Source organism: Rhizobium sp. R339 (assembly GCF_002211395.1).
Lineage (GTDB): Bacteria > Pseudomonadota > Alphaproteobacteria > Rhizobiales > Rhizobiaceae > Rhizobium.
On sequence record NZ_LOKV01000026.1, the window covers coordinates 44,330 to 68,393 of the forward strand.

Sequence of the window (24,064 nt, forward strand, 5' to 3'; positions counted from 1 at the left end):
TCCCGGACGCGAAACCGCTTTTTCACTGTTGCTTAGTGACTGACGGTCTCGCCGAGGACTGTCGCGAATTCCAGCATGCGGCGGCGGCGAAGCGCTGCCTCCTCTCCGACTGCGAGAATGACGGCCTCCGACAGGCAATCGAGCAGCGCGATCAGCGGCGGAAGATTGTCGAGATCCGGAGCGCGGGCGGCCGGCAGTGGCAGCATGACGTTCGACTGGTCCGCCATCCAGTCCGCATGCTGAGGCGAAATCAGCACGACCTTATAGCCGTAACGCCGCGCAGTCCTGGCAAGCAGCCGCGCCTTGGCGAAGCGGCGACAATCGATGATGACGAGCAGCGCATCGTCGACCGCCAGCCGGGCAAAGAGTTCGGCAAAACGGTTTTCGGCGCCGTCGAGCGTGCGCACGCCGTCACGGGCCTGCGTCAGACGCTGACAGAAATGATTGGCGAGGCTTGCGAGCCGCGCATGCGTGACGATCGACACTTCGCGGGCCGTGCTGATCAGGCTGACGGCTTCGGACCAGTTCGGCTGCGCCGTCAGATGATAGATGTGATGGAGCGCCTGGATCTGTTCGGCGACCAGAACGGCCAGCGGCTTGCCCTCCGCCGCGTCCTGATGCAGCTCGGTCATGGCGCTCTGCAATTGCGCCGGCGACGTCGCGACGGTCTCGCGAATCTCGACCTTGACGCTGTCCAACCCCTGATAGCCGAGGGCGCGCAGGAAGCGCCCGACAGTCATCGGCGACAGATCCAGCCTGTCGGCGACGGACGCAGCCGTCTCGAACGGCAGGTCGTTCAGATGTTCGGAGAAATATTTCGCGATACGACGCTCAGCAGGCGTTCCCGTTTTTGCGTATTGTCTGAGCTTCTGCACAAAGTCTTCCACATCAGCCTCCCCCGTCTTTCCTCAGAGGCGTTCCGCGGATGCGCTGTTGCGACCCCTTGTCTTTGCAACTATTTCGGAAGCTGCTTCTCAGGTCCATGTATATTGTGCTGTTACACAATATTATATTAGCATTTAATTTGCGACAAGTTTCTAGTAAAGCATGCAATTTTATTCTCTCTTGCCGGTGGCATTCGCCTTCCCTACATCTTCCGCGCAACCGGAGACGCCGAAGACATGATCCTTGATGCCGCACGACTTTCGCTCGTCAACCTACTCGCCGCCGAAACACGTTCGGTGTTCTGGAAAGTGCTTGGGCTGACGATCCTGGTGTTGGTCGGCCTCTGGTTCGCGTTGCGCGGAGCCTTCATGGCCTTTGTCTTTCCCTGGCTGACTAGCTTTTTTCCCGATCTGCCGGAATGGGCGGGATGGTTCACCCTGGTCTTCGCGATTCTTGCGGGTATCGGCCTTGCGCTCCTGCTGGCGCTGCTGCTATCGCCGGTGACGGCCTTGATCGCGGGCCTGTTTCTCGACGATGTCGCCGATGTCATCGAAAAACGCGACTATCCCGCGGACGCGCCGGGCACCGCCATGCCGATCGGGCCGGCGATGGCAAGCTCGGTCAAGTTCCTCGGCGTGGTGATCGCCGGCAATATCGTCGCCCTGCTGCTGCTGTTGATTCCCGGCGTCAATCTCATCGCCTTCTTTCTGGTGAACGGCTACCTCCTCGGACGGGAATTCTTCGAATTCGCCGCCATGCGTTTCCGCCCGCCGCAGGAGGCGCGGCTCTTCCGTGCCAAACATGCGCCTACCGTCTTCCTCGGCGGGCTGGCGATTGCGCTTTTCCTGATGATCCCCTTCGTCAATCTGCTGACGCCGCTCTTCGCCGCCGGCATGATGGTGCATTTGCACAAGCTGATTTCGGCTCGCGAGGGTTCGCGAGCCTGAGGCTCAGCCGGGCAGGGCGGAGGCGTCGTACATCGCGGCGAATTCCGCGCTCGGCGGGATCGGCTTGATGATGTCGATCAGCACGCCGTTCGGATCGGCGGTGATGAAATGCCGCTGGCCGAAATCCTCATCGCGGATCTCTCTCAAAATCGGCAGGCCGGCGTTTCCGCAGGCCTCGTAGATCCGATCGACATCCTCGACCTCGAAATTGAGCAGCAAACCGCGAACCTCGCCGCGGGCGGCGGCGGGGATGGTCTCGTGGCTGCCGTCGAGGATGGCGAGTGCGACTTGCTCCGTCTCGGCCGATTGCAGGTGAACGTACCAATCGCTTTCAAAGAGCGCCTTGAAGCCGAAGTGGGTGCAGTAGAAGGCGGCGGTGCCCTGAACGTCGCTCGTCATGATGACAGGGTAATAGCTTGTCGATTTCATTTCTCGCTCCCTTCGATTTTACATACAGCCTGTATGTTTTCATGTATTAACATACATGCAGTTTGTATGTAAATACATTGCATGAGCCGCAGCAATCGCGAGAGAACGGAACAGACGAGGCAGGCGTTGATCGACGCCGGACGGCGCATCTTCGTCGAGAAGGGGTATGCCGAGACGGCGACGCCGGAGATCGTCGCGGCGGCAGGGGTGACGCGCGGCGCGCTCTACCATCATTTCGAGGACAAGAAGGCGCTTTTCGAGGCTGTCATCAACCGCGAGGCGCAAGACGTGGCCAAGGCGATCGAGGCGTCTTCGGCGCCGGAAAAAGAGCCCCGGGCTGCGCTGATCGCCGGCGCTTCTGCCTATTTCACCGCCATGGCGCAGTCGGGACGAACGCGGCTGCTGCTGATGGAGGCGCCTGCCGTTCTCGGATCGCCGACGGCCGCGGCACTGGACGCGGAGAATGCGGAGGCGAGCTTGCGGGAAGGACTTGCGGCGCTTCTTCCTGAGGCAGGCGCCTTGCTCGACCCGCTGACGTCACTGCTGTCGGCGGCTTTCGACCGCGCCGCGATCGCGATCGACGCCGGTGGGGAGCGGCGGGATTACGAGCGGGCGATCGCGGCCTTACTCGACGGCCTCGCCGATCACCTGCGGCGGTAGCTCGACGAGCGGCGCCGGAATATCCGAACTCTTCTCCGGCGATTTGCAGATGTCGGCGATGACGCAGCGCTCGCATTCGGGGCGGCGCGCCTTGCAAGTGTAGCGGCCATGCAGGATCAGCCAATGATGGGCGTGATAGAGGTAATGTTTCGGCACGACCTTCATCAGCCGCGCTTCGACCTCGTCGGGCGTCTTGCCAGGGGCGAGTCTGATGCGGTTGGCGATGCGGAAGATGTGGGTGTCGACGGCCATGGTCGCCTGGCCGAAGGCCATGGAGAGCACGACATTGGCGGTCTTGCGCCCGACGCCGGGCAGGCGGACCAGTTCCTCGCGCGTTTCGGGCACCTTACCTGCGAATTCGTCGACCAGCATCTGGGAAAGCGCGATGACGTTCTTTGCCTTGTTGCGATAAAGGCCGATCGTCTTGATGTAATCGCGGACCCTCTCTTCGCCGAGATCGAGCATCTTCTGCGGCGTGTCGGCGATCTTGAAGAGCGCCCGCGTCGCCTTGTTGACGCCGGCGTCGGTGGCCTGGGCGGAAAGCGCCACGGCGACGACGAGGGTGAAGGGATTGGTGTGTTCGAGCTCGCCCCTCGGTTCCGGCCGCTGCACCGAGAAGCGGCGGAAGATCTCCTCGCGCTCGGCCACGGAATAGGCGGTTTTCACCGCCGCTGCCGGTTTGCGGCGGGCAATCACATTCGAGTTTTGCGAGGGTTTGCCAACAGATTTGAGTTTCGGATTCGCCATGGAGAATCTATACTCAACGGCCATGATGGAAAGCAACGCCGACAGCTTCAACGAAAAGCCTGTTTTCGCCGCCGAACTCTTTCCCCACCGGTCTCTCGGGCGCAAGGGCTTAAAGGTGCTGCTCATTTTGTCGGGCGCCGTCTGCTTTCTCTACGGCCTATTCTTCACCGTCACCGGCGCCTGGCCCATCGGCTTCTTCTTCGGGCTGGATTTCGTGCTGCTCTACGGCGCGTTCTGGCTGAGCTACCGCTCCGGAAGGGCGCGCGAGGAAGTCACGGTATCGCGCACGGATGTTTCGGTGCGCAAGTTCGCACCGTCGGGGCGGATGGTGGAGCATCATTTCAACCCGTTCTGGGCGCGTTTCCGCGTGCGCCGGCATCAGGAGATCGGCATCCTGTCCATGCAGATTTTCGGTGAGGGCCGGCGCACCGATATCGGCTCTTTCCTCAATCCCGAGGATCGTGAGACGTTCGCCAAGGCTTTCAAAGGGGCGCTCGCCACGGTCAAGCAGCGTATCTGATGCGCTGATAGCAATGGTGCGCAAGAAACGGGTGGTTTGGCCGGCCGCCCTTGATTATCTCCTGTCTAAAGGAGAAAAACGATGAATATGATCGCGAAGCTCGACACCGATATCACCCCCGATGGCCCGGATTACGATACCGTCCGCCAAGTCATCGAACTCATCAGCGAAGAATATCGCGACCAGCCCTCGCTGGAGGCGATCGCGGCGCGGCTGAACCAGTCGCCGACGCAGCTTCAGAAGACCTTCACCCGCTGGGCCGGCCTTTCCCCGAAGGCGTTCCTGCAGGCTGTCACACTCGACCATGCAAAGCGGCTCTTGCGCAGGGAAGAGATGCCGCTGCTCGAAACCTCGATCGAAGTCGGGCTTTCCGGTCCGAGCCGCCTGCATGACCTGTTCGTCACCCACGAGGCGATGTCTCCGGGCGAATGGAAGGCGAAGGGCGGCGGCCTGACAATCCGCTACGGGTTTCACACCTGCCCGTTCGGCACGGCGCTCGTCATGGCGACGGACCGCGGCCTTGCCGGCCTCGCCTTCAGCGATGCCGGCAACGAGAAGGCTTGTTTTGAGGACATGAGCTGCCGCTGGCCGAACGCCAGTTATATCGAGGACCGGCAGGCGACGGCTTTCTATGCGGAACGGATCTTCCAGCCGGGCCGCTGGACCTCGGACCAGCCGCTGCGTGTGGTTCTGATCGGAACGGATTTCCAGGTCAGCGTGTGGCAGAGCCTGTTGAAGATCCCCTTCGGCAAGGCCGTGACCTATAGCGATATCGCCAGGGACATCGGCCGGCCGACCGCGATGCGCGCCGTGGGCGCTGCCGTCGGGGCCAACCCGATCTCCTTCGTCGTGCCCTGCCATCGCGCGCTCGGCAAGAACGGAGCATTGACCGGATATCATTGGGGACTGACCCGCAAGCGGGCGATGCTCGGCTGGGAATCGGCGCACGCCTGAGCGGCTCGCCTCTTCAGCGAGACATGCGTCAGCTCTGTTCAGCCAATTCCAGCAATGCCCGCGCTGCGCTTTCATCGGTGATCAGCGTGTTGCAGCCGATGCGCTTGATGGTGGCGCGGATGGCGACGGCGCGGTGCGCGCCGCCGGAGGAGAGGACGATGTGTCTGGCCTCCTTCAGCGTATCGAGATCGACGGACATGACGCGCCGGTTGATCGAGTGATCGACCGAATTGCCGTCCTTGTCGAGGAAGTTGAACATGGTGTCGCAGACGCAGCCGGCGTCGATCAGTTCCTGCAACTCGGCTTTCGATATCCAGCCTTCCGACAGCGAGGTCGAGTGCGGGCCGATATCGCCGCAGCTGACGATGGCGAGGTCGAGATTCTCGGCAAGGCGATAGATCGTGTCCAGCCCGCATTTTTCGATGAGATTGCGTTTGGTCTCGATAGAATCGACGAGCAGCGGCGCCAGGAACATATAGCATTCGGCGCCGAGCTGGTTTGCCAGCCGCCACGTATAATCGATCGGGTTCGTCTGGTGCACGGCGACGATGCCGCCGAGCAGCGAAACGATCTTGCAGTTGTCGCGACGCGGCGGCCGGAAGCTTGCGAGCGACGCCGTCATGGTGCGGCCCCAGCCGACGCCGATGGTGTAATCGTCGGGGATCGCTTCGGAGAGGAACTGGCCGAGCGCCAGCCCGACATTCTTCGCCAGCCCGTTGACGTCGCAATCGACGGGCTTCGGCACCACGATCGCCTCGTCGAGGCCATAGGCGCGCTCCAGCTTTACCGAAAGCTCGACGCAATCGCCGATCGAATCGTTGATCCAGATCTGGACTTCGCTGCGCTTCATCGCTTCGTCGAGCAGGCGGATGACGGTGGTGCGGCTGATGCCGAGCTGTTCGGCGACGTCCTTCTGGGTCAGGCCCTCATTGTAATAGAGCCATGCGGCCCTCAGCCGCAGCGATGACGCTTCTGAATAGGCCGTGTGTGTGCCGCGTTTGAGCTTGACCACATCTCCTCCCGCACGATTTCTGTCCTAAATCCCTTGCGAGGACAAAGGCTGCGATGACGCGCTTGCTGTCGGGATAATGACGGGTGTGACACTTATGTCAATTGAAATGCACAAATGTCCTTGACTTTTCCTTAGCCGCGCGGCGATAGTCCTCGCGAGATGAAGTCGTTCTTGTCCGTCCGAGGAGGACATAGTGCGGGCATGCCGAAAGTCACGACCGGCCCTTGAGCCGCAGGCAGCGCCGCTTGCGTTCGAACAGCCGTTCGCACGCGGCCGGAACAGGTCCACTGTCCCTCACGTTTACCAATCATCCGTGACGGATGCGCGTATTTCCGTCCGCAGCATGCAAACCGTCTGTCCCTAGATCACCTCTTTGCCGGGCGGAACTCGCGCCGGTCCGCAGCCCAAATTCAACAAGGATTACCAACCATGACATCCAAGCTTGACCAACTCCGCGAGATTACCACCGTCGTCGCCGATACCGGCGATATTCAGGCTGTCGCCCGCCTGAAGCCGGTCGATTGCACGACCAATCCGTCCATCGTTCTCAAGGCGCTCGGCACCGAGATGTTCGCCGACGACATGAAGGAAGCGATCGCCTGGGGCAAGAAGCTCGGCGGTGATGCCAATGTTGCCGCCGCAGCGGTTGCCGACCGCCTTGCCATCTCCGTTGGCGCCGCCCTGGTGAAGCTCGTTCCCGGCCGCGTTTCGACTGAGGTCGACGCCGACCTGTCCTTCGATACCGAAGCGTCGCTGAACAAGGCCCGCAGCATCATTGCCGCCTACAAGGAGCGCGGCATCGAGAAGGACCGCATCCTCATCAAGCTCGCTTCCACCTGGGAAGGCATCCGCGCAGCGGAAATCCTGCAGAAGGAAGGCATCGACTGCAATCTGACGCTGCTCTTCTCCAAGGCACAGGCGATCGCTTGCGCCGACGCCAAGGTTTTCCTGATTTCGCCCTTCGTCGGCCGCATCCTCGACTGGTACAAGAAGTCGACAGGCAAGGATTTCACCGCCGAGGAAGATCCGGGCGTGCTGTCCGTTCGCGAGATCTACAACTACTACAAGGCGAACGACATCAAGACGGTCGTCATGGGCGCATCCTTCCGCAACACCGGCGAAATCGAAGCGCTGGCCGGTTGCGATCGCCTGACCATCGCTCCGAACCTGCTCGACGAGCTTTCGAACGACCAGGGCAAGCTTGAGCGCAAGCTGTCGTCCGAGACGATCAAGCCTGTTTCGAAGATCGCCGTCGACGAGAAGACATTCCGTTGGATGATGAACGAAGACGCGATGGCGACCGAAAAGCTCGCCGAAGGCATCCGCGCCTTTGCAAAGGACCTGGCGACGCTGCGCACCATGGTGCAGAAGGAATTGCAGCTCGCTGCCGCCTGATCGGGCACGGCAAAACGATCGAAGGCGCGGTGGCCCGCTGGCGACCGCGCCTTTTTCATGCTGTTATCAAGGACCTATGCGGCCGGAGGCGAAGATGGAGGACGAGGAACGGACAAGGTCTCTGACGGCGCTTTCCTCCCGGCACGCAAGTTTCATCATCGCTTTCCTTGCCGGCCTGGCGGTCTTTCTGGCCGTGACATCGCGGGAGGTCAGCGCCCGCAATGTGCTGTTCGGATGGAATGCCAGCGCCGGCGTCTTCATTGCGCTCAGCTGGCGCAAGATGCTGCGGGCGACGGTCGAAAGCATCCGCAAACGCGCCGAGGATCTCGATTTTTCCGACACGGTCCTGCTAGCGCTTTCGATCGGCGCGTCGCTCGCGAGTATCGCCGGCATCGGGCTCGAGCTTCATTCGATCAAGGAGGCGGCGCCTGACGTCGCGCTGGCAAGGGCGGGCGGCGCGGTGCTGACGATCCTGATCTCCTGGGTCTTTCTGCACACGCTCTTCACCATCCATTATGCCCACCATTTCTATGGCGGGGCGGACGAAGAGAGCGGCCTCAAATTCCCCGACGGCATCGACGAGCCCGGCTACTGGGATTTTCTCTATTTCTCCTTCACCATCGGCGTTGCCGCGCAGACGGCGGATGTCGCGGTCAGTTCGACCAGCATGCGCAAGCTGACGCTGCTGCATGCCGTGCTGTCGTTTTTGTTCAACACGACGATCCTGGCGCTTGCGATCAATGTCGGGGCGAGCCTGCTATAATGTGAGCCGTCGCGGGCTCGACCTGTCGGACAGGATCTGAATAAAAGCGGGCGGCCCGCTCGCCCTGCAAAATCGGAGGGTATGATGGAAAGCGCCTCAAGCCGGCCGGGCCTGGCCGATTTCATTCTTCTCCTCGGCAGGCTTCTCTTGTCCCTGATTTTCCTGCATGAGGGATTGTCACTGGCGGCCAATCTCACCGCGACCATCGAGATTTTCGAGAAACTGGGCCTGTCGGCGCCGATTGCTTATGCCACGATCGCGCTTCAGATAAGCGCCGGCCTTTCCGTCGCCGCAGGCTTCCTCAGCCGGCTCGGGGCATTGGCGCTGGCGCTTTTCTGCCTGACGACGGCTTTTCTCTTCCATACCAATTTTGCAAGCCAGAACGAGCTGCTGCATTTCGAAAAAGACCTGGCGATTGCCGGCGGCATGTTCGCTCTCGTAGCCGTCGGCGCGGGATCGACCTCGATCGACCATCTGCTGGAAAAGCGCGTGGGCAAGATGCATCCTTTGCTCAGGGCAATCCTGTAGCCGATTTGCTCACCGCAATGCGGGTGAGAGTGGAGGAGGTCATTGACGGCACATCCGGCCAGCCGGGCGATCACCGCGATGATCGCGTTCCCGGCAACGGCCTATAGTTGGGACCACTTAGAGGACTGCCTGGCCTGCCATCAGCGCAAGGACGAGGAAGATCAGGAAGATCACCAGGGCGATACCGAAGAGAACACGCGCGATCGTCGCGGTGGCCGCGGATACGCCGGAGAAGCCGAAGAAGCCGGCGATGATCGAAATGACGAAAAATATCAGAGCCCATTTCAGCATGGCAGCATCCTTTTACCTTTGCCTGAGAAGACGCGGCAGCGGGGAAAATGTTCCGGCATCGTTGAAGGATGCTTCGTTAAACGGAAGGCCCTAGATTTTCACGGCTGAGAGAAGCGAGATCAACTGCGACTGGCGCTGCGTCCCGGTCTTGGCAAGCAGCTTCTTGACGTAGCCGCGTGCCGTTTCATAGCTGAGGCCGCAAATCTCGGCGATCTCGCGCGGCGAGGAGCCCTCCATCAGCAGCCGGGCGACGGTCGCCTCCTGCGGCGTCAGGGCGAAGAGCCGCCGCAGGAGATCGCCGTCCGTTCTTGCGCGTTCGGAAAGGTCGGTAATGATGGCGACGGCGCGCGAATGGGCGAAGATATCGGCGGGCAGGCCCCGGAGGGCCTGGGCGCGAATGATGAGCGGGGCCTTGCCGGCGCGGGAGAAAAGCACCGGCGTCGACACGGCCGGGCTGAGGAAAGGGTCTCCAGCAAGAACCGCCTTCAAGTGCCGCCGCAGCAGGCCGGTCTCTTCCTGGCTGGCGGAAACCAGTTCACGGTCGACGATGCGGATATCGCCGTTGAGCAGCCTTTCGGCCCGATTGTTCAGATGGCTGACATGGCCGGTGCGGTCGAAGAAGACGGCGGCGGTGCCGCTGAGTTCGAAAGCCTCGCTCATGCCGTCGATCTTTGCCGCCTGCAGCGAACGGATGATTTCGGCCGAGGCGGTCAGCTTCGATTGCATGGAGAGCAGGATGCGTTCCTCCTCCCGATCGAAGGGTGGATCGTCGATGCGGCGCTGCAAGTTGAGGGTGAGCAGCGTATCGCCCGAGGTAAACGCAATCATGGCGGAATAACGCAGGCCGAAGCGGGCAAGGAACTCGGTGTAGAATTCGTGCCGACGGAACTCTTCTTCCGAGGCAATGTCGTGCTCGATGATGATGCCTTTGGCGAGTGCGACCGGAAGCCCGCGCTCGCGGAAATCCCGCTTGTACCAGCCTTCGGCGAAATAGACGCCGAAGGCTTCGAGCAGATTGGGCGTCGTCAGGAAGCCCGGAGAAAACTTGCCGACGGCCGGCAAAATATGGGCACCTGCAGAGCCGGTCGCCCGGGAGATCGCTTCCAGCGTACCGGTCCATTTTTCCGGGGCCAGGGCGGATTCCAGCAACCCGTCCATGGCCTTTTCAAGCTCGGAGATATCGATGCGAGTCGCCATGAAGATGCTGCCTCATCGTATCTGTTGCGGGGCCTGTCCTCGAACCTACCGTCACGATCTAAGCGTATTGTCGTAACAACGATAGGACAATAACAGGCAATGTTTGTCGGCTTATTGTTCCTCTGCGATAAGGTTCGCCTGCTTGCTTCACGCGAACCTTTTATTCATGCGATATATTACCTTCCGCCGCTCAACCGTGATTGATCATCACGTGACGAACGGCGGTATAATCCTCCAGCGCATAAACCGACATGTCCTTGCCGTAGCCCGATTGCTTGAGGCCGCCATGCGGCATCTCGTTGACCAGCATGAAATGGGTGTTGATCCAGGTGCAGCCATATTGCAGGCGGGCGGCCGTCTTCATGCCGCGGCCGATATCCTTGGTCCAGACGGAGGAGGCGAGGCCATAATCGCTGTCGTTCGCCCAGGCGATGGCGTCATCGGCTTGGGAAAAGCGGGTGACCGAGACAACCGGGCCGAAAACCTCGCGGCGGACGATCTCGTCGTCCTGCAGGGCGCCTGCTATGACGGTCGGGGTGAAGAAGAAGCCCTTGTCGCCGGAGACCGCGCCGCCGGTGGTGATCTCCATGTGCTTGTGCTCGGACGCGCGGGCGACGAAGCTTTCGACGCGGTCGCGCTGACGCCTGGAGATCAGCGGGCCGATCTCGTTTTCGGTATCGTCGGCCTGGTTGAAGCGGATGCTGGAGACGGCCGAGGAGAGATCGGCGACGAAATTGTCGTAGACCCTGGCATCGGCATAGATGCGGCAGGCGGCCGTGCAGTCCTGGCCGGCATTGTAATAGCCGAAGGTGCGGATGCCTGAAACGACGGCGTCGATATCGGCATCGTCGAAGACGATGACCGGGGCCTTGCCGCCAAGTTCGAGATGGGTGCGCTTGACCGTCTTGGCGGCGGCCTGCAGCACTTTCTTGCCGGTGGCAATATCGCCGGTGATCGAGATCATGCCGATCTTGGGGTGGTTGATGAGCGCGTTGCCGACGCTTTCGCCGCGGCCGAGAATGACGTTGACGACGCCTTCGGGGAGAATATCGGAAAGCAGCTTCGCCATCTTCAGCGCCGTCAGCGGCGTCTGTTCCGAAGGCTTGAAGACGACGGTATTGCCGCCGGCGATCGCCGGCGCCAGCTTCCAGGCCATCATCATCAGCGGATAATTCCACGGCGCGATCGAGCCGACGACGCCGATCGGGTCGCGGCGGATCATCGAGGTGTGGCCGGGCAGATATTCGCCGGCGGCCGGTGCGTGGAGGTTGCGCACGGCGCCGGCAAAGAAGCGATAACAATCGACGATCGCCGGAATCTCGTCGTTCAGCACTGAATTGATCGGCTTGCCGCAGTTCAGCGCCTCCAGCGTGGCGAAGCCCGCGGCATCCTTCTCGATGGCGTCGGCGATCTTCAGCAGGTAGCCGGAACGCTCGGAAGGCGTCGTCTGCGACCAGCTCGTGAAGGCCTTTTCCGCGGCGTCGACGGCGGCATCGATCTGCGACAGCGAAGCTTCAGGAAGGTCGATCACCGTCTCGCCGGTCTTCGGGTTCAGGATGTGCTCGTCCGTCTCCGTGCCCTTTTCGAAGCGGGAACCGATCAGCATTTGGGTGTCCATGACGTTCTCCCTGTCATTTGCCGGCGCCGGCGATCTGGTCGCCGTCGCGGGTGAGGTAATAGGCTGCCAGGATCGGCAGGAAGGTGACGAGCACCACGACCATGGCGACCACATTGGTCACGGGGCGCTGGCGCGGGCGGATGAGTTCTTCGAGCATCCAGATCGGCAGGGTCGATTGTTGGCCGCCGGTGAAGGTGGTGACGATGACCTCATCGAAGGAAAGCGCGAAAGCGAGCATGCCGCCGGCAAGAAGGGCGGTGCCGATATTCGGCAGGATGACATGGCGGAATGTCTGGAAGCCGTCGGCGCCGAGATCCATCGAGGCCTCGATCAGCGATCCGGAGGTGCGGCGAAAGCGGGCGACGGCATTGTTGTAGACGACGACCACGCAGAAGGTGGCGTGGCCGAGCACGATGGTCCAGACCGAAAACGGAATGTCGAAAAGGCTGAAGGCGGAGCGCAGCGCAATGCCGGTGATGATGCCGGGCAGGGCAATCGGCAGGATGACCAGCAGCGAGATCGCCTCGCGGCCGAAGAATTTCGTCTGGCTGACGGCCGCCGCGCAGAGCGTGCCGAGCACCAGCGCGATCGCCGTGGCGATGACCGCGACCTGCAGCGAGAGGCTGAGCGCCGACCAGACATCCGGCCGGTTCCAGGCAACGGCAAACCATTGCGTCGTCAGCCCCGGCGGCGGCCATTGATAGCTCTTCTCCTCCGTCGTGAAGGCATAGACGAAGATCAGCAGGATCGGCAGATGCAGGAAGAGCAGCCCTGCGGCAGCGGCGATCTTCAAAAGCAGGGGCGATGTTTTCAGGTCAGAGCGCATCGAAGGCCCCCTGTTTCTTGGCGAGCCACAGATAGAGCGCCATGATGACGATCGGCACGACAGAAAAAGCGGCCGCCAGCGGCACGTTGCCGGCGGTTCCCTGCTGGGCATAGACGGCCTGGCCGATGAACAGCCTGGAGGAGCCGATGATCTGCGGGATGATGTAATCGCCCAATGTCAGCGAGAAGGTGAAGATCGAACCGGCGACGATGCCGGGGAGCGCCAGCGGCAGCAGCACGGTGCGGAAGGTCTGGCGCGGCGTGGCACCGAGATCCGCCGAGGCCTCGATCAGGTTGGCGGGCACGCGCTCGAGTGCCGCCTGCGTCGGCAGGATCATGTAGGGCAGCCAGATATAGACGAAGACGATGAAGGTGCCGAGATAGCTCACCGAGAGCGAATTGCCGCCGATAACGGGCAGGTTCAGGATGCCGTCGAGCAGCCATGAGAGGGAGAGTTTCTCGAAGATCCAGGTGAGGATGCCTTCCTTGGCGAGGATCAGCTTCCAGGCGTAGACCTTGACGAGATAGCTCGACCAGAGCGGCAGCATGACGCCGAGATAGAAGAGCGCCTTCCATTTGCCCTGCGCGTAACGCGCCGCGTAATAGGCGATCGGAAAGCCGATCAGCGCCGAAGCGAGGGTGACGAGAGCGGCCATCACGACGGTGCGGATGATAATGTCGAAATTCGTCGGGCTCAGCAGCTGGGCATAGGTCGAGAGGGTGAATTCGTAATTCACCAGGCCGGAGAAATCGTCGATCGAAAAGAAACTCTGCAGAAGCAGGGCGATCAGCGAACCGACATAGATGATGCCGAGCCAGAGCAGCGGCGGCGTCAGCATCAGGAAGAGCAAGAGCTTCGGATGCCGCCAGAAGACATCCGACAGCCGGCCGAAGAACCCGCCGCGGCTCGGAAGGATCGATGTCTTGCCGGCTGACAGTGTGAGCGTCGTCATGCCGCGTCGTCCATATAGTGGATATCGGTGGACTGCCAGGCAAGCCGGATGCCGGCGCCGACGTCAGGCACGGCTGCGCCCGCCGGCAGCATGACATGCAGCCGGCTGCCCTTGAGATCGACGCTGAGGCGCGTCGCCGCGCCGAGGAAGCTTGCATTCTCGACTTTCGCCTCGATGCCGTCGCCTGCCAGGCGGATCGCTTCGGGACGCAGGCTCGCCCAGCGTTTCTCGCCGCCGAGCGAAGCCATCAGATCCGGCGCGATCACGTTCGAGGAGCCGACGAAATCGGCGACGAAGCGGGTCTTCGGGCAACGGTAGATATCCTGCGGCGTGCCGTGCTGGACGATGTTGCCATTGTTGAAGACGGCGACCCGATCGGCCATGGACAGCGCCTCGCCCTGATCATGGGTGACGAAAACGAAGGTGATGCCGAGCGCGCGCTGCAGGCTCTTCAGCTCTTCCTGCATCTGCTCGCGCAGCTTCAGGTCCAGAGCGCCGAGCGGCTCGTCGAGCAGCAGCACTTTCGGCTTGTTGACGAGCGCGCGGGCCAGCGCCACGCGCTGCCGCTGGCCGCCGGACAACTGACCGGGCCGCCGGGCGCCGTAACCGGGCAGTTTAACGAGCTCCAGGGCATCGTTCGCGGCCTTGATCCGCTCCGCCTTGCCGACGCCCTTGACCATCAGCCCGTAGGCGACATTGTCGAGGATGTTCAAATGCGGGAAGAGCGCATAGTCCTGGAACACGGTGTTGACGTTGCGCCGATAGGGCGGGACGCCATCGGCCGTCTCGCCGAAAATCTGGATATGGCCCGCGGTCGGCTGCTCGAAGCCGGCGATCAATCTGAGGCACGTCGTCTTGCCGGAGCCGGAGGGGCCGAGCATCGCGAAGAATTCCCCCGGCGCGATCTCGAGATCGACGCCGTCGACGGCGCGAACCTGGCCGAAATGGCGCGATACCTGCTGGAAACGGACGGCTGACGTCATTGGAGCGCTCCGGGTCTTGCAATGTTTAGAGAGGGCTTTGGTCCGGGCTTAAAAAAGACCCCGCCCCCAACCCCTCCCCACAAGGGGAGGGGCTTAACGTGCCGCACCCTCGCGAAGAATTCGGCGTTCAGAGAGGAGTGAGGCGGTGCCACCTATAGCCCCTCCCCCTTGTGGGGAGGGGTTGGGGAGGGGATTTTTACCCTACGAAGCGGCTCGGCTCACCGCCCGCCGATCACGCCGATATAGTCCGACACCCAGCGATGGTACGGCACGCATTCGCTCTGCGTCGTGCATTTGGCGACCGGGGTCTTCCAGAACTTGATCTTGTCGAAGTGATCGAAGCCGTTGTTGGCGCAGCCGGTATCGCCCATCAGCGCGTTGCCCTTGCAGGCGGCCGGAACGGAGGGCACGGCGCCGAACCAGGCGGCGGCATCGCCCTGGACCTTGGCTTTCAGCGAATGTTCCATCCACATATAGGCACAGTTCGGATGTTCGCTGTCGGCATGCAGCATGGTGGTGTCGGCCCAGCCGGTGACGCCTTCTTCAGGGAAGGTGGAGGCGATCTTCTGCTTGTCGGCCTGCAGCAAGTTCACCTGGAAGGGCCAGGAGCCGGAGGCGACGACGCCTTCGTTCTTGAAGTCGTCGATCTGGATCATCGCATCATGCCAGTAGCGGGAGACGAGCTTGCGCTGGCCGCGTAGCAGATCGAGGGCGGCCTTGTACTGATCCTCGGTCAGCTCGTAAGGGTCCTTGATGCCGAGATCGGGCTTGTGGGCCATCAGATAGAGGGCGGCGTCGGCGATATAGATCGCGCCGTCATAGGCCTGGACGCGGCCCTTGTTCGATTTGCCGTCAGGCAACATCTCTTCCTCGAAGACGACTTTCCAACTGGTCGGCGCCTTGTCCTTGAAGGCGTCGGTATTATACATCAGCACATTCGGGCCCCAGAGATAGGGCACGCCGTAATGCACGTCGCCGACCGTATACCACGGGCCTTTCTGCAGGCGTTCGTCGACATTCTTGAAGCCCGGGATCAAATCGGTATTGATCGGCTGCACACGCTTGCCGGCGATGAGGCGCAGCGATGCGTCGCCGGATGCCGTGACGAGGTCGAAGCCGCCTTCGTTCATCAGCGAGACCATTTCGTCCGAGGTGGCGGCGGTCTTGACGGAGACCTTGCAGCCGGTCTCCTTTTCGAAATCGGTAACCCAGTCGTAGTTCTTGTCGGTTTCGCCGCGTTCGATGTAGCCGGCCCAGGCGACGATGCTGACGGCGCCTTCGCCCTTGCCGAGCGCCTTCAGCGGTTCGGCGGCGATCACCTGTGTCGCGAAGCTCAGGCAAGCGAGCGCTGCCGTGCAGGATTTCAAGAGATTCGTCATCATCCGTCTCCCAGTTTGATGCCACTTTTCGTGGCCGTTCGTTCCCAGTTAAGAAGGTGATCCGAAAAGACCGCTTTCGCAAATTCATTTATCAGAAGGGCGATATCGGAAATACCGATATCATCTCATGCGGCCGGAGCGAATGCTTTCGGCGATGCCGACGAAATCGCGGGCTGCCTGCGGCAGGCTGGAGCCCTTGCGCCAGACCATGCCGACCTGCACGACCGGCAGCGAACCGGAGACGTCGCGGCTCTCGATGCGATCGCCTTCCAGCGACCATGGGCGATAGACGAGATCGGGAAGCAGTGCGACGCCGGCGCCCGTCGCGACCAGGCTACGCACCGCCTCCACCGAGCGGGTGCGGAAGGCGACATGCGGGCGGGCGCCGAGGGCCGAAAGCAGCTTGCCCGTATTCTCCTCGATTTCGTCGACCGTCAGCATGATCAGCGGTTCGCGGGCGATATCGGCCACCGAGATAATGTCGGCGGAAACCAGCGGGTGGCCCATCGGCAGCCATAGGCGATAGGGCGAGGTTTCCAGGATTTCCGCCTGCAGCGCCATACGGTCGCGCAGGTTGGAGATCACCATGACGGCGACATCCAGTTCGCCGCCGACCAGGAGATGTTCGAGATAGCCGCCATTGTCCTCGATGGCGCTGACTTCGATGCCCGGGCAGGCGCGCCGGTAGCGCGCCAAGAGATCGGACAGCACGTAGCCGGCGACGAGCGAGGTGACGCCGATGTTCAGCGTGCCGGAAAGCGGGCTCTGTTGCCCGGAAAAGCTGGTGCGCGCATCGGAGACGGACGCCAGGATCTTCGTCGCATGGCGCAGGAACTGGTGGCCGTTATGGGTGATCGTCAGGCCGCGCGGGTGACGCTCGAAGAGTGCTACTCCGAGGTCCGTTTCGAGCTCCTTCAACGCTTCCGTCACCGAGGATTGCGAGATCGAAAGGTTCTGCGCGGCCCGTGTCACCGAACCCTGTTCGGCGACGGCGACGAAGTACTGAATCTGGCGAAGCGTGAAGGCCATTGGCGTTTAGAGCATGGCGGAATGTGCCGTGGCAAGCAGCCGAAAAATTCGGACCTTTTTTGGTATTTTCTTGAAATGGGGCAAGCTCGGCATGCCCACTTAAACTTTCCGAAACGTCATTTCTCTAACTTTCTCGGCACTTGTCCTGCGTTGGAGTTTCAGATGGCGGAGCAGTTGGCGTGAAGGCCTTACTGCGCATATTCCGGCCTTCCCGGAAATTGGCAATCATCATCGGTGGAGTCGCCCTTCTGGCGGGCGTTTCCGGCGGCGCGGCCGTCTATGTCGGCAAGGACAGGCTGATCGGCTCCTCGCACGGGGGCTCCGGGCTTGAATGCAGTGACGTCAACCTGGTGACGATCAAGAAGCAGGATCATGTCTGGGTTCGCAAATATATCAAGACCGAACCGACCGACGGAATGACGCGGGTCAGGACGGCCCTTCGCGTCGCCCAGGCCGTCTATGCCGCGCAGAAGCCGGATCTCGTGCAGGTGGTGGTGCTCGACGAGAACGGCCCGACGCTGCGCGCCGATATTCGCGGCCGGGCGATCGGCGCCGACGTCGTCTATATCCCGCATCCCGACAAAACAGTTCCGGGCCTCGACGACAAACCCTATACGGCACGGTACTACGACGGCAAGGCCAGCGAAAACGGGCTGTTCTTCGGCGAGCGCATCGAGCTGCCGGCCGATGAGGTCGCCATGATCAGCGCTTCCTTCGAGGATCCGGAGGATTGCGTCGATCCGGTTGCCGTTGCCTCCACCAAGGGCGGAGAGAAGGCGAAGAAGGCTGAAGGCGGCGGGCATGGCGCAGCGCCAGCGGCCGAAACCGAAGCGGCGCCTGCTGCCGAAGGCGGCCACGGCGCCGACGCCGTAACCGAAGCGCCGGCCGAAGAGCCGCCGGCGGATGCTCCCAAGACACACTGAACAGGCGGCATGAAAAAGCGGAGCGCCGGCCGGCACTCCGCTTTGCTTTTTCTATGGATTTCCGGTCAGTCGGTCTTGCTGCGGCGGGCCGGGAAGAGGATGACGTCGCGGATCGACGGCGCGTTGGTCAGCAGCATGATCAGGCGGTCGACACCGATGCCGAGGCCGCCGGCCGGCGGCATGCCCTGATCGATCGCGTCGAGGAATTCCTCGTCCAGCTGCTTTTCCTTTTCGCCCCGGGCGTGGGCCTGTTCGAGCTGCTCGACCATGCGGCGGCGCTGCTCTTCAGGATCGTTGAGTTCGGAGAAGGCGTTGCCGAGTTCCCAGGCATTGCAATAGGTCTCGAAGCGCTCGACGAGCCGGGGCTCGCCCGGCACTTCCTTGGCGAAGGGCGAGATGTCCTTCGGGAAATGCGTGACGTGGGACGGCTGGATCAGCGTGGCTTCGACCTTCTCCTCGAAGATGAAGGCAAGGCATTCGCCCCAGGTCCAATCCTTCTCGACCGCGAAGCCGGCAGCCTTGGCGGCGGCGCGCGCTTCCTCATCGGTCTTGATCGCCAGGAAATCGATGCCGGTGGCTTGCCTGACGGCATCGGGCATCGGCACGCGCTTGAAAGGACCCTTGAAGGACAAACGCTTGTCGCCGAAATCGAACTCCGTCGTGCCGTGAATGGAAAGCGCCAGACCCTCGAACAGCCGCTCGACGAGGTCCATCATATCCTCGTAATCGGCATAGGCCCAGTAACACTCCATCATGGTGAATTCGGGATTGTGCCGGGTGGAGACGCCTTCATTGCGGAAGTTGCGGTTGATCTCGAAGACCTTGTCGGTGAGGCCGGAAACCAGCGTGCGCTTCAGGAACAGTTCCGGCGCGATGCGCAGGTACATGTCGAGCTTCAGCGTGTTGTGATGCGTCTTGAACGGCTCGGCGGTGGCGCCGCCGTAGATCGATTGCAGCATCGGCGTCTCGACTTCCATGAAACCGTCATTTTCCATGAAACGGCGGATGCCGGAGACGATCTTCGAGCGCTGCTGGAAGCGCAGCTTCGAATCCTCGTTGGTCATGATGTCGAGATGGCGCTTGCGGTAACGGAGCTCGATGTCGGAAAGACCGTGCCACTTCTCCGGCATCGGCAGCAGCGACTTCGTCAGCATTTCGATCTTCTGGGCATTGATCGTCAGCTCGCCGCGCTTGGTGCGGCGCACGATGCCGGTGACGCCGATGATGTCGCCGATATCGATCATCGGCAGCAGGGCGCGGGCCTCTTCGCTCGTCACATCCTTGTGCGAGAAGATCTGGATCTTGCCGGAGGCGTCATGGATATCCATGAACATGCCGGAGTTGCGCGAGGAGTAGACGCGGCCGGCGACGGTGACGACGTCCTGCGTCTCGACGTCGGGCTCCAGGCTCTCGTATTTCGCCGCAAGCTCGGCATTGGTCAGCGTCCGGTGGAAATGCGCCGGATAGACATCGCCGATCTGCTCGCGCAGCAGCTTCAGCTTCTGGGCGCGCACTTCGGTGGCGTCGGAGGAGAGAGTGTTTTCGGTCTTGTTGTCAGCCACTGTCGAAATCCTCTGACTGTTCTTACTTCGAGCCGACGAGGGCGGCGACGGCCTGGGCGGCGAGCTTCAGGCGCTGACGCACGACCGAGCGTCCGAGGATCGCCATGGAATCGAAGAGCGGCAGGGAGCGCGACGAGCCGGAGACGGCGACGAAGAGCGGCGAAACCACGACCTTCAGCTTCTTGCCCATGCGGTCGGCGATGGCGCGCAGCTCCGCTTCGATGGTCTCGACGTTCCATTCCAGGATCTTTTCGAGATCGGGCTGAACGGTGTTGAGGATCTCCAGGATTTCTTCCGGCGGCGACTTGATCTTGACGAAATCGGACGGCTGCAGGCCGAGATCGGACTTCAGCAGGAAGCCGGCGAGATCGGGCAGTTCGCCGAGCTTGGAAATGCGCGTCTGCGACAGACGGAGGCCCGCCTTCAGGCGGTCGTTTTCCATCGCCCAGGCCAGCACGCGCGCCTGGAATTCCTCTTCCGAGAGCTTCTCGCGGATCCAGCGGCCGTTCAGCCAATCGAGCTTCTGAATGTCGAAGATGGCGCCCGCCTTGGAGAGATTTTCCGGATCGAACTTTTCGGAGAGTTCGTCCATCGTCAACAGCTCTTCGCCTTCGGCGATCTGGATGAAGAACAGGCCGAGGAAGTTCATCAGCGCTTCGGGAATATAGCCGAGCGCGGAATAATAGGAGATCGAGGTCGGGTTCTTGCGCTTCGACAGCTTCGACTTGTCGGCATTGCGCATCAGCGACAGATGCATGAAGACCGGCTGGTCCCAGCCAAAATAGCGATAGAGCAGAATGTGTTTCGGCACCGACGCCAGCCATTCCTCGCCGCGGGCCACATGGGTGATCTTCATCAGATGGTCGTCGATGACGTTGGCCATATGATAGGTCGGCATGCCGTCGGCCTTGATCAGCACCTGCATGTCGACGGAATCCCAGGGGATGGAGACATCGCCGTAGACGCCGTCGGTGAAGTCGCAGGAGCCCTCAGCCGGGATCTTCATGCGGATGACGGTCGTCTCGCCGGCGGCCATACGCGAGGTCACTTCCTCGGCCGTCAGGCTGAGGCAGAGACCGTCATATTTCGGCGGCTTGCCGGCGGCGCGCTGCGCCTCGCGCATCTGCTCCAGGCGCTGCGGCGTGCAGAAACAGCGGAAAGCATGGCCCTTGTCCAGCAGTTCCTGCGCATAAGGCTGGTACAGCGGCTTGCGGTCGGACTGGCGATAGGGGCCATAGGGGCCGCCGATATCGGGGCCTTCCTTCCATTCCAGCCCGCACCATTTCAGCGCGTCCAGCACCTTCGTCTCGAATTCCGGGGTCGAGCGCGTCGCATCGGTATCCTCGATGCGCAGGATGAACTCGCCGCCGTGCTTCTTGGCGAAAAGGTAATTGAAGAGAGCGATGTATGCGGTGCCGACATGCGGCTCGCCGGTCGGCGAGGGAGCGATGCGGACGCGGACGCCGGAAGCTGTCATAATATGAGCCCGTCAATGAATGCCGGACGGCTTTCACGGGAAAGCGACGTTCGGCCGGAAGGATGCAGATATCTTCGGCAAACCGGCCGGAAAAAGGGCATGCGCCCGCACCATCCGCCGATCGTCCGTTCGGCTGGCCTTAGGCCATATTCAACCGGGCGCGTCAAGGAAAACCGCGTCCCGCGAGGGGATGACGGCGCTTGCGGGAGGGCGGCGGCTGCCGCGCACCCTCCCGCGTCGGCCTCAATGGGCGCCGTCGCGTTTGCGCTTGCGGGCGTTGCGCGCGAACATGTTCAGCACCTCGACCAGCGCCGAGAAGGCCATGGCGGCGTAGACGTAGCCCTTCGGCACGTGGAAGCCCATGCCTTCGGCGATCAGCGTCGTGCCGATCATCAGCAGGAAGGCGAGCGCCAGCATGACGATCGTCGGATTGCGCTCGATGAAGTTGGCGAGCGGGGTGGCGGCGACCAGCATGACGGTGACGGCGGCGACGACGGCGATCACCATGATCGGCAGGTGCGGCGTCATACCGACGGCGGTGATGATGCTGTCGACGGAGAAAACCAAGTCGAGAAGCAGGATCTGGCCGATCGCCGATGCAAAGCCCGTCGTGGCTGAAGTCGCGATGAAATCCTCCTGGTGGTCGACCGGATCGACGCTGTGGTGAATTTCCTTGGTGGCCTTCCAGACGAGGAACAGGCCGCCGGCGATGAGGATCAGGTCCTTCCAGGAGAAGCCGTGTCCGAAGGCCTCGAACAGCGGTTCGGTCAGCTGCACGATCCAGGCGACGGTGCCGAGCAGCGCCAGGCGCATGATGAGGGCAAGGCCGATGCCGATCTTGCGGGCTTTTTCCCGGTGCTCGGGCGGCAGTTTGTTGGTGAGAATGGAAATGAAGATCAGGTTGTCGATCCCGAGAACGACTTCCATCACCACCAGCGTGATGAGCGCCACCCAGGCGGCCGGATCCTGAATGAGCGTCATAATTTCCTGCATCAGCTTATATCCCCTTTGCGTCACATGAGCGATGACGCCCGCAATGTAGTGTCAGCGGCTTTTCGCGCAAGCGCCGCAAGGGGATATACGAAATCCGTGTGACTTTTATTCCCTAAAGCGCGTCGCATCAAACTTGATTCATGTGACGCGCTTTAGCTCTTTGTTTTGATGCATGTCGTTATCCCGGAACCGCTGCACACTTCCGAGCGACATGCATTAGAACAGGATGTCGTCCGAAAACCGCTCATACTTTTCGGCATCATGCTCTGATCGGCAACCAGATTTCAGTGACGCCCATGCCGGTATAGGGGTCGAAGCGCTCGTCGTAGCGTTCGAACATGTCGGGTGTGGCGCCGTGCTCCAGGCCGGAGGTCGGCCACCATGTCCCGAAAATCCGGTTCATCGTCGCGGAAATGCCGGAGACATGGCCGCGATGGATGAAGACGACGTAGCGCTGGGCCGGCAGCTTGAGCGTGGTGAAATCTGCCGGCAGATCGCCGGCATCGGAGATCTCGACGGCCGCCATATAGCGAAATTTCTCCGCTTCGCCGTCGATATGGGTGCAGATGCCGTAAGCGACATTGCCCTTCTGGCCGGATATATGGCCGAAATGGGCATTGAACTTCTGCCAGAGAGAGGGAATGGCGGCATTGCCGCCATAGGGATAGGGCTCCTGCAGGCCGGCTAAGAGCATCGGCGGCAGGGTTTCGAAGCGCGGCGGTTCGAGGTCGTGGAGGTGGGCGGGGTCCATTCTGATCGGCTCCAGCAAGGCAAGGTTGCGGGCGTGCCCTTGTTTGCGCACCGCATCCGGCGTCATGCCGAACTGGTCGCGGAAGGCACGGGTGAAGGCCTCGTGCGAGCCGTAGCCCGCGCAAAGCGCAACCTCGAGAATCGTGGATGAACCGCCGACGAGCGCGGGCACGGCGCGGCTGAGGCGCCGTCCCCTGACATAGCCGCTGATCGAGTGGCCGGTGACGAGCCCGAAGACGCGCGACAGATGGTAGCGCGACAAACCGGCCGCTTCCGAGATCTCTTCCAGCGATATATCGTTTTCGAAATGGCTCTCAATGAACCAGATCGCCCGTGCGACGGCGCTCATCCCTTATCTCTCCTGGTTGCGGCTTCCTTCTTAGAAAAAAGCCGCCTGCCGGGTTTGATCGTTCTTGCGGAGTTTTGGCCGATCACGGGCAGCCGTCAAGAAAGGGTGTCAGGCGGTGGCGGGCCGGGGCGTGCCGTAGGCGGCCATGAAGACCTTGATCGCGCCGCGGATGACGCGGTCGATTTCCTCGCGGGTGGGCGGCTCTTCCATGCTGCCGAACAGGCGCAGCTTGAAGAAACTGCCGCTGGCAAGATCGAGGAACTGGCCGGCGGCCAGATCGATGTCATCGATTTCGAGCGTGCCTTCGGCGACGTGGCGTTCAAGGAAGTCTCGCATGATCGTGCGCAGATTGACCGGCCCCTTGAAGAAACGCTGACAGAGCGCCGGCATGCGGTCGCGCACACCGAGAACGGTGCGCATCGCGGTGATGACCTTTTCGTCGGTCATATGGGTGACGAAGCTTATTCCGAATTCATACAGTCCGGATTCAGGATCGTCATGTTCGGCAAGCGCGGTGCGCACGGCCGCCACGAAGGCAGCGCGCTCGGCCTCGATCATCGCCGAAAACAGCTCTTCCTTGTTGGTGAAGTAGACGTAGAGCGTTCCCTTGGAGACGCCGGCCTCGCGCGTCACGTCGTTCATGCTGGCGGCGTCGAAGCCCATCTTCATGAAGACGCGCTTTGCGCCGTCGAGAATCTGCTGACGCTTGGCCGGGTCTTCGCCCGCGGCAAACCGTCCTCCGGCAGCAGGAGGACTGAACACGGCGGCATTGTCGGATTTCAGCGTCATGTCTCCTTAACCGTGTTTACGGTTTCGCCTTTCCCTTAAAAGAAATCGAACCGATTGGTTCTATGCATCTTGATATGACGATAAAACAGGTTTATGTCAACTGAAC

Annotated in this window: 25 protein-coding genes; 8 read left to right on the forward strand and 17 right to left on the reverse strand. The window is 61.7% G+C overall.

Features of this window, described 5'->3' with window-relative positions:
* Positions 1-32: 32 nt before the first annotated feature.
* The gene (locus ATY76_RS27200; RefSeq protein ID WP_088677769.1) at positions 33-887 is read right to left on the reverse strand and encodes a MurR/RpiR family transcriptional regulator; all 855 of its coding nucleotides are present in this window, start codon (positions 885-887) and stop codon (positions 33-35) included.
* Positions 888-1,121: 234 nt separating this feature from the next.
* On the opposite strand from ATY76_RS27200, the gene ATY76_RS27205 reads away from it, so the two are divergent.
* A complete protein-coding gene (locus ATY76_RS27205; RefSeq protein WP_088677770.1) occupies positions 1,122-1,832 on the forward strand; it encodes a sulfate transporter family protein in 711 nt (236 codons plus the stop codon).
* 3 nt (positions 1,833-1,835) lie between these two features.
* Here the strand turns inward: ATY76_RS27205 and ATY76_RS27210 are convergent, their stop codons facing one another.
* Complete coding sequence (locus ATY76_RS27210; RefSeq protein WP_088677771.1) at positions 1,836-2,261, reverse strand: VOC family protein; 426 nt, start codon at positions 2,259-2,261, stop codon at positions 1,836-1,838.
* Positions 2,262-2,342: 81 nt separating this feature from the next.
* On the opposite strand from ATY76_RS27210, the gene ATY76_RS27215 reads away from it, so the two are divergent.
* Positions 2,343-2,921 carry a TetR family transcriptional regulator gene (locus ATY76_RS27215; protein ID WP_088677772.1) on the forward strand — a complete coding sequence of 193 codons (579 nt, stop codon included), beginning with the start codon at positions 2,343-2,345 and terminating at the stop codon, positions 2,919-2,921.
* Here ATY76_RS27215 and nth read toward each other — a convergent pair.
* Positions 2,886-3,692, reverse strand: coding sequence for an endonuclease III (gene nth, locus ATY76_RS27220; RefSeq protein WP_190233742.1), 807 nt, complete (start codon positions 3,690-3,692; stop codon positions 2,886-2,888). The two genes, ATY76_RS27215 and nth, sit on opposite strands and share 36 nt — an antisense overlap.
* Between nth and ATY76_RS27225 the strand changes: the two genes are divergently transcribed.
* Positions 3,691-4,188 carry a DUF2244 domain-containing protein gene (locus ATY76_RS27225; RefSeq protein WP_088677774.1) on the forward strand — a complete coding sequence of 166 codons (498 nt, stop codon included), beginning with the start codon at positions 3,691-3,693 and terminating at the stop codon, positions 4,186-4,188. The genes nth and ATY76_RS27225 overlap by 2 nt on opposite strands.
* 81 nt (positions 4,189-4,269) lie before the next feature.
* Positions 4,270-5,142 (forward strand): bifunctional helix-turn-helix domain-containing protein/methylated-DNA--[protein]-cysteine S-methyltransferase, encoded by an 873-nt coding sequence (locus ATY76_RS27230; RefSeq protein ID WP_088677775.1) that lies wholly within the window; start codon positions 4,270-4,272, stop codon positions 5,140-5,142.
* A 28-nt stretch (positions 5,143-5,170) separates the two neighbouring features.
* Here the strand turns inward: ATY76_RS27230 and ATY76_RS27235 are convergent, their stop codons facing one another.
* Positions 5,171-6,154, reverse strand: a complete 984-nt coding sequence (locus ATY76_RS27235; RefSeq protein ID WP_088677776.1) for a sugar-binding transcriptional regulator — start codon at positions 6,152-6,154, stop codon at positions 5,171-5,173.
* Between the two features lie 429 nt (positions 6,155-6,583).
* Between ATY76_RS27235 and tal the strand changes: the two genes are divergently transcribed.
* The 3 genes from tal to ATY76_RS27250 all read left to right on the forward strand — a co-directional run bounded on the left by tal (position 6,584) and on the right by ATY76_RS27250 (position 8,840).
* The gene (gene tal, locus ATY76_RS27240; RefSeq protein ID WP_088677777.1) at positions 6,584-7,549 is read left to right on the forward strand and encodes a transaldolase; all 966 of its coding nucleotides are present in this window, start codon (positions 6,584-6,586) and stop codon (positions 7,547-7,549) included.
* A gap of 94 nt (positions 7,550-7,643) precedes the next feature.
* The gene (locus ATY76_RS27245) at positions 7,644-8,312 is read left to right on the forward strand and encodes a DUF1345 domain-containing protein (RefSeq protein WP_088678040.1); all 669 of its coding nucleotides are present in this window, start codon (positions 7,644-7,646) and stop codon (positions 8,310-8,312) included.
* 81 nt (positions 8,313-8,393) lie between these two features.
* Positions 8,394-8,840 (forward strand): DoxX family protein, encoded by a 447-nt coding sequence (locus tag ATY76_RS27250; RefSeq protein ID WP_088677778.1) that lies wholly within the window; start codon positions 8,394-8,396, stop codon positions 8,838-8,840.
* Positions 8,841-8,957: 117 nt separating this feature from the next.
* On the opposite strand, the gene ATY76_RS27255 is transcribed toward ATY76_RS27250, so the two are convergent.
* The 8 genes from ATY76_RS27255 to ATY76_RS27290 form a co-directional block, all read right to left on the reverse strand.
* Positions 8,958-9,131, reverse strand: a complete 174-nt coding sequence (locus tag ATY76_RS27255; RefSeq protein ID WP_004678026.1) for a DUF1328 domain-containing protein — start codon at positions 9,129-9,131, stop codon at positions 8,958-8,960.
* A 90-nt stretch (positions 9,132-9,221) separates the two neighbouring features.
* Positions 9,222-10,328 carry a helix-turn-helix transcriptional regulator gene (locus tag ATY76_RS27260; RefSeq protein WP_088677779.1) on the reverse strand — a complete coding sequence of 369 codons (1,107 nt, stop codon included), beginning with the start codon at positions 10,326-10,328 and terminating at the stop codon, positions 9,222-9,224.
* A 190-nt stretch (positions 10,329-10,518) separates the two neighbouring features.
* Positions 10,519-11,946 (reverse strand): gamma-aminobutyraldehyde dehydrogenase, encoded by a 1,428-nt coding sequence (locus tag ATY76_RS27265; protein ID WP_088677780.1) that lies wholly within the window; start codon positions 11,944-11,946, stop codon positions 10,519-10,521.
* A gap of 13 nt (positions 11,947-11,959) precedes the next feature.
* A complete protein-coding gene (locus ATY76_RS27270) occupies positions 11,960-12,772 on the reverse strand; it encodes an ABC transporter permease (protein WP_088677781.1) in 813 nt (270 codons plus the stop codon).
* Complete coding sequence (locus ATY76_RS27275; RefSeq protein WP_088677782.1) at positions 12,762-13,724, reverse strand: ABC transporter permease; 963 nt, start codon at positions 13,722-13,724, stop codon at positions 12,762-12,764. The genes ATY76_RS27270 and ATY76_RS27275 overlap by 11 nt, the downstream gene beginning before the upstream one ends.
* Positions 13,721-14,707 (reverse strand): ABC transporter ATP-binding protein, encoded by a 987-nt coding sequence (locus ATY76_RS27280; protein WP_088677783.1) that lies wholly within the window; start codon positions 14,705-14,707, stop codon positions 13,721-13,723. Before ATY76_RS27280 ends, ATY76_RS27275 begins: the two co-directional genes overlap by 4 nt.
* A 218-nt stretch (positions 14,708-14,925) precedes the next feature.
* Positions 14,926-16,086 (reverse strand): ABC transporter substrate-binding protein, encoded by a 1,161-nt coding sequence (locus ATY76_RS27285; protein WP_088677784.1) that lies wholly within the window; start codon positions 16,084-16,086, stop codon positions 14,926-14,928.
* Between the two features lie 120 nt (positions 16,087-16,206).
* The gene (locus tag ATY76_RS27290; protein ID WP_088677785.1) at positions 16,207-17,115 is read right to left on the reverse strand and encodes a LysR family transcriptional regulator; all 909 of its coding nucleotides are present in this window, start codon (positions 17,113-17,115) and stop codon (positions 16,207-16,209) included.
* Positions 17,116-17,294: 179 nt separating this feature from the next.
* On the opposite strand from ATY76_RS27290, the gene ATY76_RS27295 reads away from it, so the two are divergent.
* On the forward strand, positions 17,295-18,038 hold the full coding sequence (locus ATY76_RS27295) for a hypothetical protein (RefSeq protein ID WP_088677786.1): 744 nt from the start codon (positions 17,295-17,297) through the stop codon (positions 18,036-18,038).
* A gap of 65 nt (positions 18,039-18,103) precedes the next feature.
* Here the strand turns inward: ATY76_RS27295 and lysS are convergent, their stop codons facing one another.
* From lysS to ATY76_RS27320, 5 genes are all read right to left on the reverse strand, one after another.
* The gene (gene lysS / locus ATY76_RS27300) at positions 18,104-19,600 is read right to left on the reverse strand and encodes a lysine--tRNA ligase (RefSeq protein ID WP_088677787.1); all 1,497 of its coding nucleotides are present in this window, start codon (positions 19,598-19,600) and stop codon (positions 18,104-18,106) included.
* A gap of 22 nt (positions 19,601-19,622) precedes the next feature.
* On the reverse strand, positions 19,623-21,077 hold the full coding sequence (gene gltX / locus ATY76_RS27305; RefSeq protein WP_088677788.1) for a glutamate--tRNA ligase: 1,455 nt from the start codon (positions 21,075-21,077) through the stop codon (positions 19,623-19,625).
* A 243-nt stretch (positions 21,078-21,320) separates the two neighbouring features.
* Positions 21,321-22,070 (reverse strand): TerC family protein, encoded by a 750-nt coding sequence (locus tag ATY76_RS27310; protein WP_088677789.1) that lies wholly within the window; start codon positions 22,068-22,070, stop codon positions 21,321-21,323.
* A gap of 259 nt (positions 22,071-22,329) precedes the next feature.
* Complete coding sequence (locus tag ATY76_RS27315) at positions 22,330-23,169, reverse strand: AraC family transcriptional regulator (RefSeq protein WP_088677790.1); 840 nt, start codon at positions 23,167-23,169, stop codon at positions 22,330-22,332.
* A 108-nt stretch (positions 23,170-23,277) separates the two neighbouring features.
* Positions 23,278-23,958 (reverse strand): TetR/AcrR family transcriptional regulator, encoded by a 681-nt coding sequence (locus ATY76_RS27320; protein WP_088677791.1) that lies wholly within the window; start codon positions 23,956-23,958, stop codon positions 23,278-23,280.
* Positions 23,959-24,064 lie beyond the last annotated feature (106 nt).

Excerpts from the sequence above, each read along its gene's own strand:
- ATY76_RS27205 (WP_088677770.1), top strand. The coding sequence starts at position 1,122 with ATGATCCTTGATGCCGCACGACTTTCGCTCGTCAACCTACTCGCCGCC.
- ATY76_RS27210 (WP_088677771.1), bottom strand. The coding sequence starts at position 2,261 with ATGAAATCGACAAGCTATTACCCTGTCATCATGACGAGCGACGTTCAG.
- ATY76_RS27215 (WP_088677772.1), top strand. The coding sequence starts at position 2,343 with ATGAGCCGCAGCAATCGCGAGAGAACGGAACAGACGAGGCAGGCGTTG.
- ATY76_RS27225 (WP_088677774.1), top strand. The coding sequence starts at position 3,691 with ATGATGGAAAGCAACGCCGACAGCTTCAACGAAAAGCCTGTTTTCGCC.
- nth (WP_190233742.1), bottom strand. The coding sequence starts at position 3,692 with ATGGCCGTTGAGTATAGATTCTCCATGGCGAATCCGAAACTCAAATCT.
- ATY76_RS27230 (WP_088677775.1), top strand. The coding sequence starts at position 4,270 with ATGAATATGATCGCGAAGCTCGACACCGATATCACCCCCGATGGCCCG.
- tal (WP_088677777.1), top strand. The coding sequence starts at position 6,584 with ATGACATCCAAGCTTGACCAACTCCGCGAGATTACCACCGTCGTCGCC.
- ATY76_RS27245 (WP_088678040.1), top strand. The coding sequence starts at position 7,644 with ATGGAGGACGAGGAACGGACAAGGTCTCTGACGGCGCTTTCCTCCCGG.
- ATY76_RS27250 (WP_088677778.1), top strand. The coding sequence starts at position 8,394 with ATGATGGAAAGCGCCTCAAGCCGGCCGGGCCTGGCCGATTTCATTCTT.
- ATY76_RS27255 (WP_004678026.1), bottom strand. The coding sequence starts at position 9,131 with ATGCTGAAATGGGCTCTGATATTTTTCGTCATTTCGATCATCGCCGGC.
- ATY76_RS27260 (WP_088677779.1), bottom strand. The coding sequence starts at position 10,328 with ATGGCGACTCGCATCGATATCTCCGAGCTTGAAAAGGCCATGGACGGG.
- ATY76_RS27265 (WP_088677780.1), bottom strand. The coding sequence starts at position 11,946 with ATGGACACCCAAATGCTGATCGGTTCCCGCTTCGAAAAGGGCACGGAG.
- ATY76_RS27270 (WP_088677781.1), bottom strand. The coding sequence starts at position 12,772 with ATGCGCTCTGACCTGAAAACATCGCCCCTGCTTTTGAAGATCGCCGCT.
- ATY76_RS27275 (WP_088677782.1), bottom strand. The coding sequence starts at position 13,724 with ATGACGACGCTCACACTGTCAGCCGGCAAGACATCGATCCTTCCGAGC.
- ATY76_RS27280 (WP_088677783.1), bottom strand. The coding sequence starts at position 14,707 with ATGACGTCAGCCGTCCGTTTCCAGCAGGTATCGCGCCATTTCGGCCAG.
- ATY76_RS27285 (WP_088677784.1), bottom strand. The coding sequence starts at position 16,086 with ATGACGAATCTCTTGAAATCCTGCACGGCAGCGCTCGCTTGCCTGAGC.
- ATY76_RS27290 (WP_088677785.1), bottom strand. The coding sequence starts at position 17,115 with ATGGCCTTCACGCTTCGCCAGATTCAGTACTTCGTCGCCGTCGCCGAA.
- gltX (WP_088677788.1), bottom strand. The coding sequence starts at position 21,077 with ATGACAGCTTCCGGCGTCCGCGTCCGCATCGCTCCCTCGCCGACCGGC.
- ATY76_RS27310 (WP_088677789.1), bottom strand. The coding sequence starts at position 22,070 with ATGCAGGAAATTATGACGCTCATTCAGGATCCGGCCGCCTGGGTGGCG.
- ATY76_RS27315 (WP_088677790.1), bottom strand. The coding sequence starts at position 23,169 with ATGAGCGCCGTCGCACGGGCGATCTGGTTCATTGAGAGCCATTTCGAA.
- ATY76_RS27320 (WP_088677791.1), bottom strand. The coding sequence starts at position 23,958 with ATGACGCTGAAATCCGACAATGCCGCCGTGTTCAGTCCTCCTGCTGCC.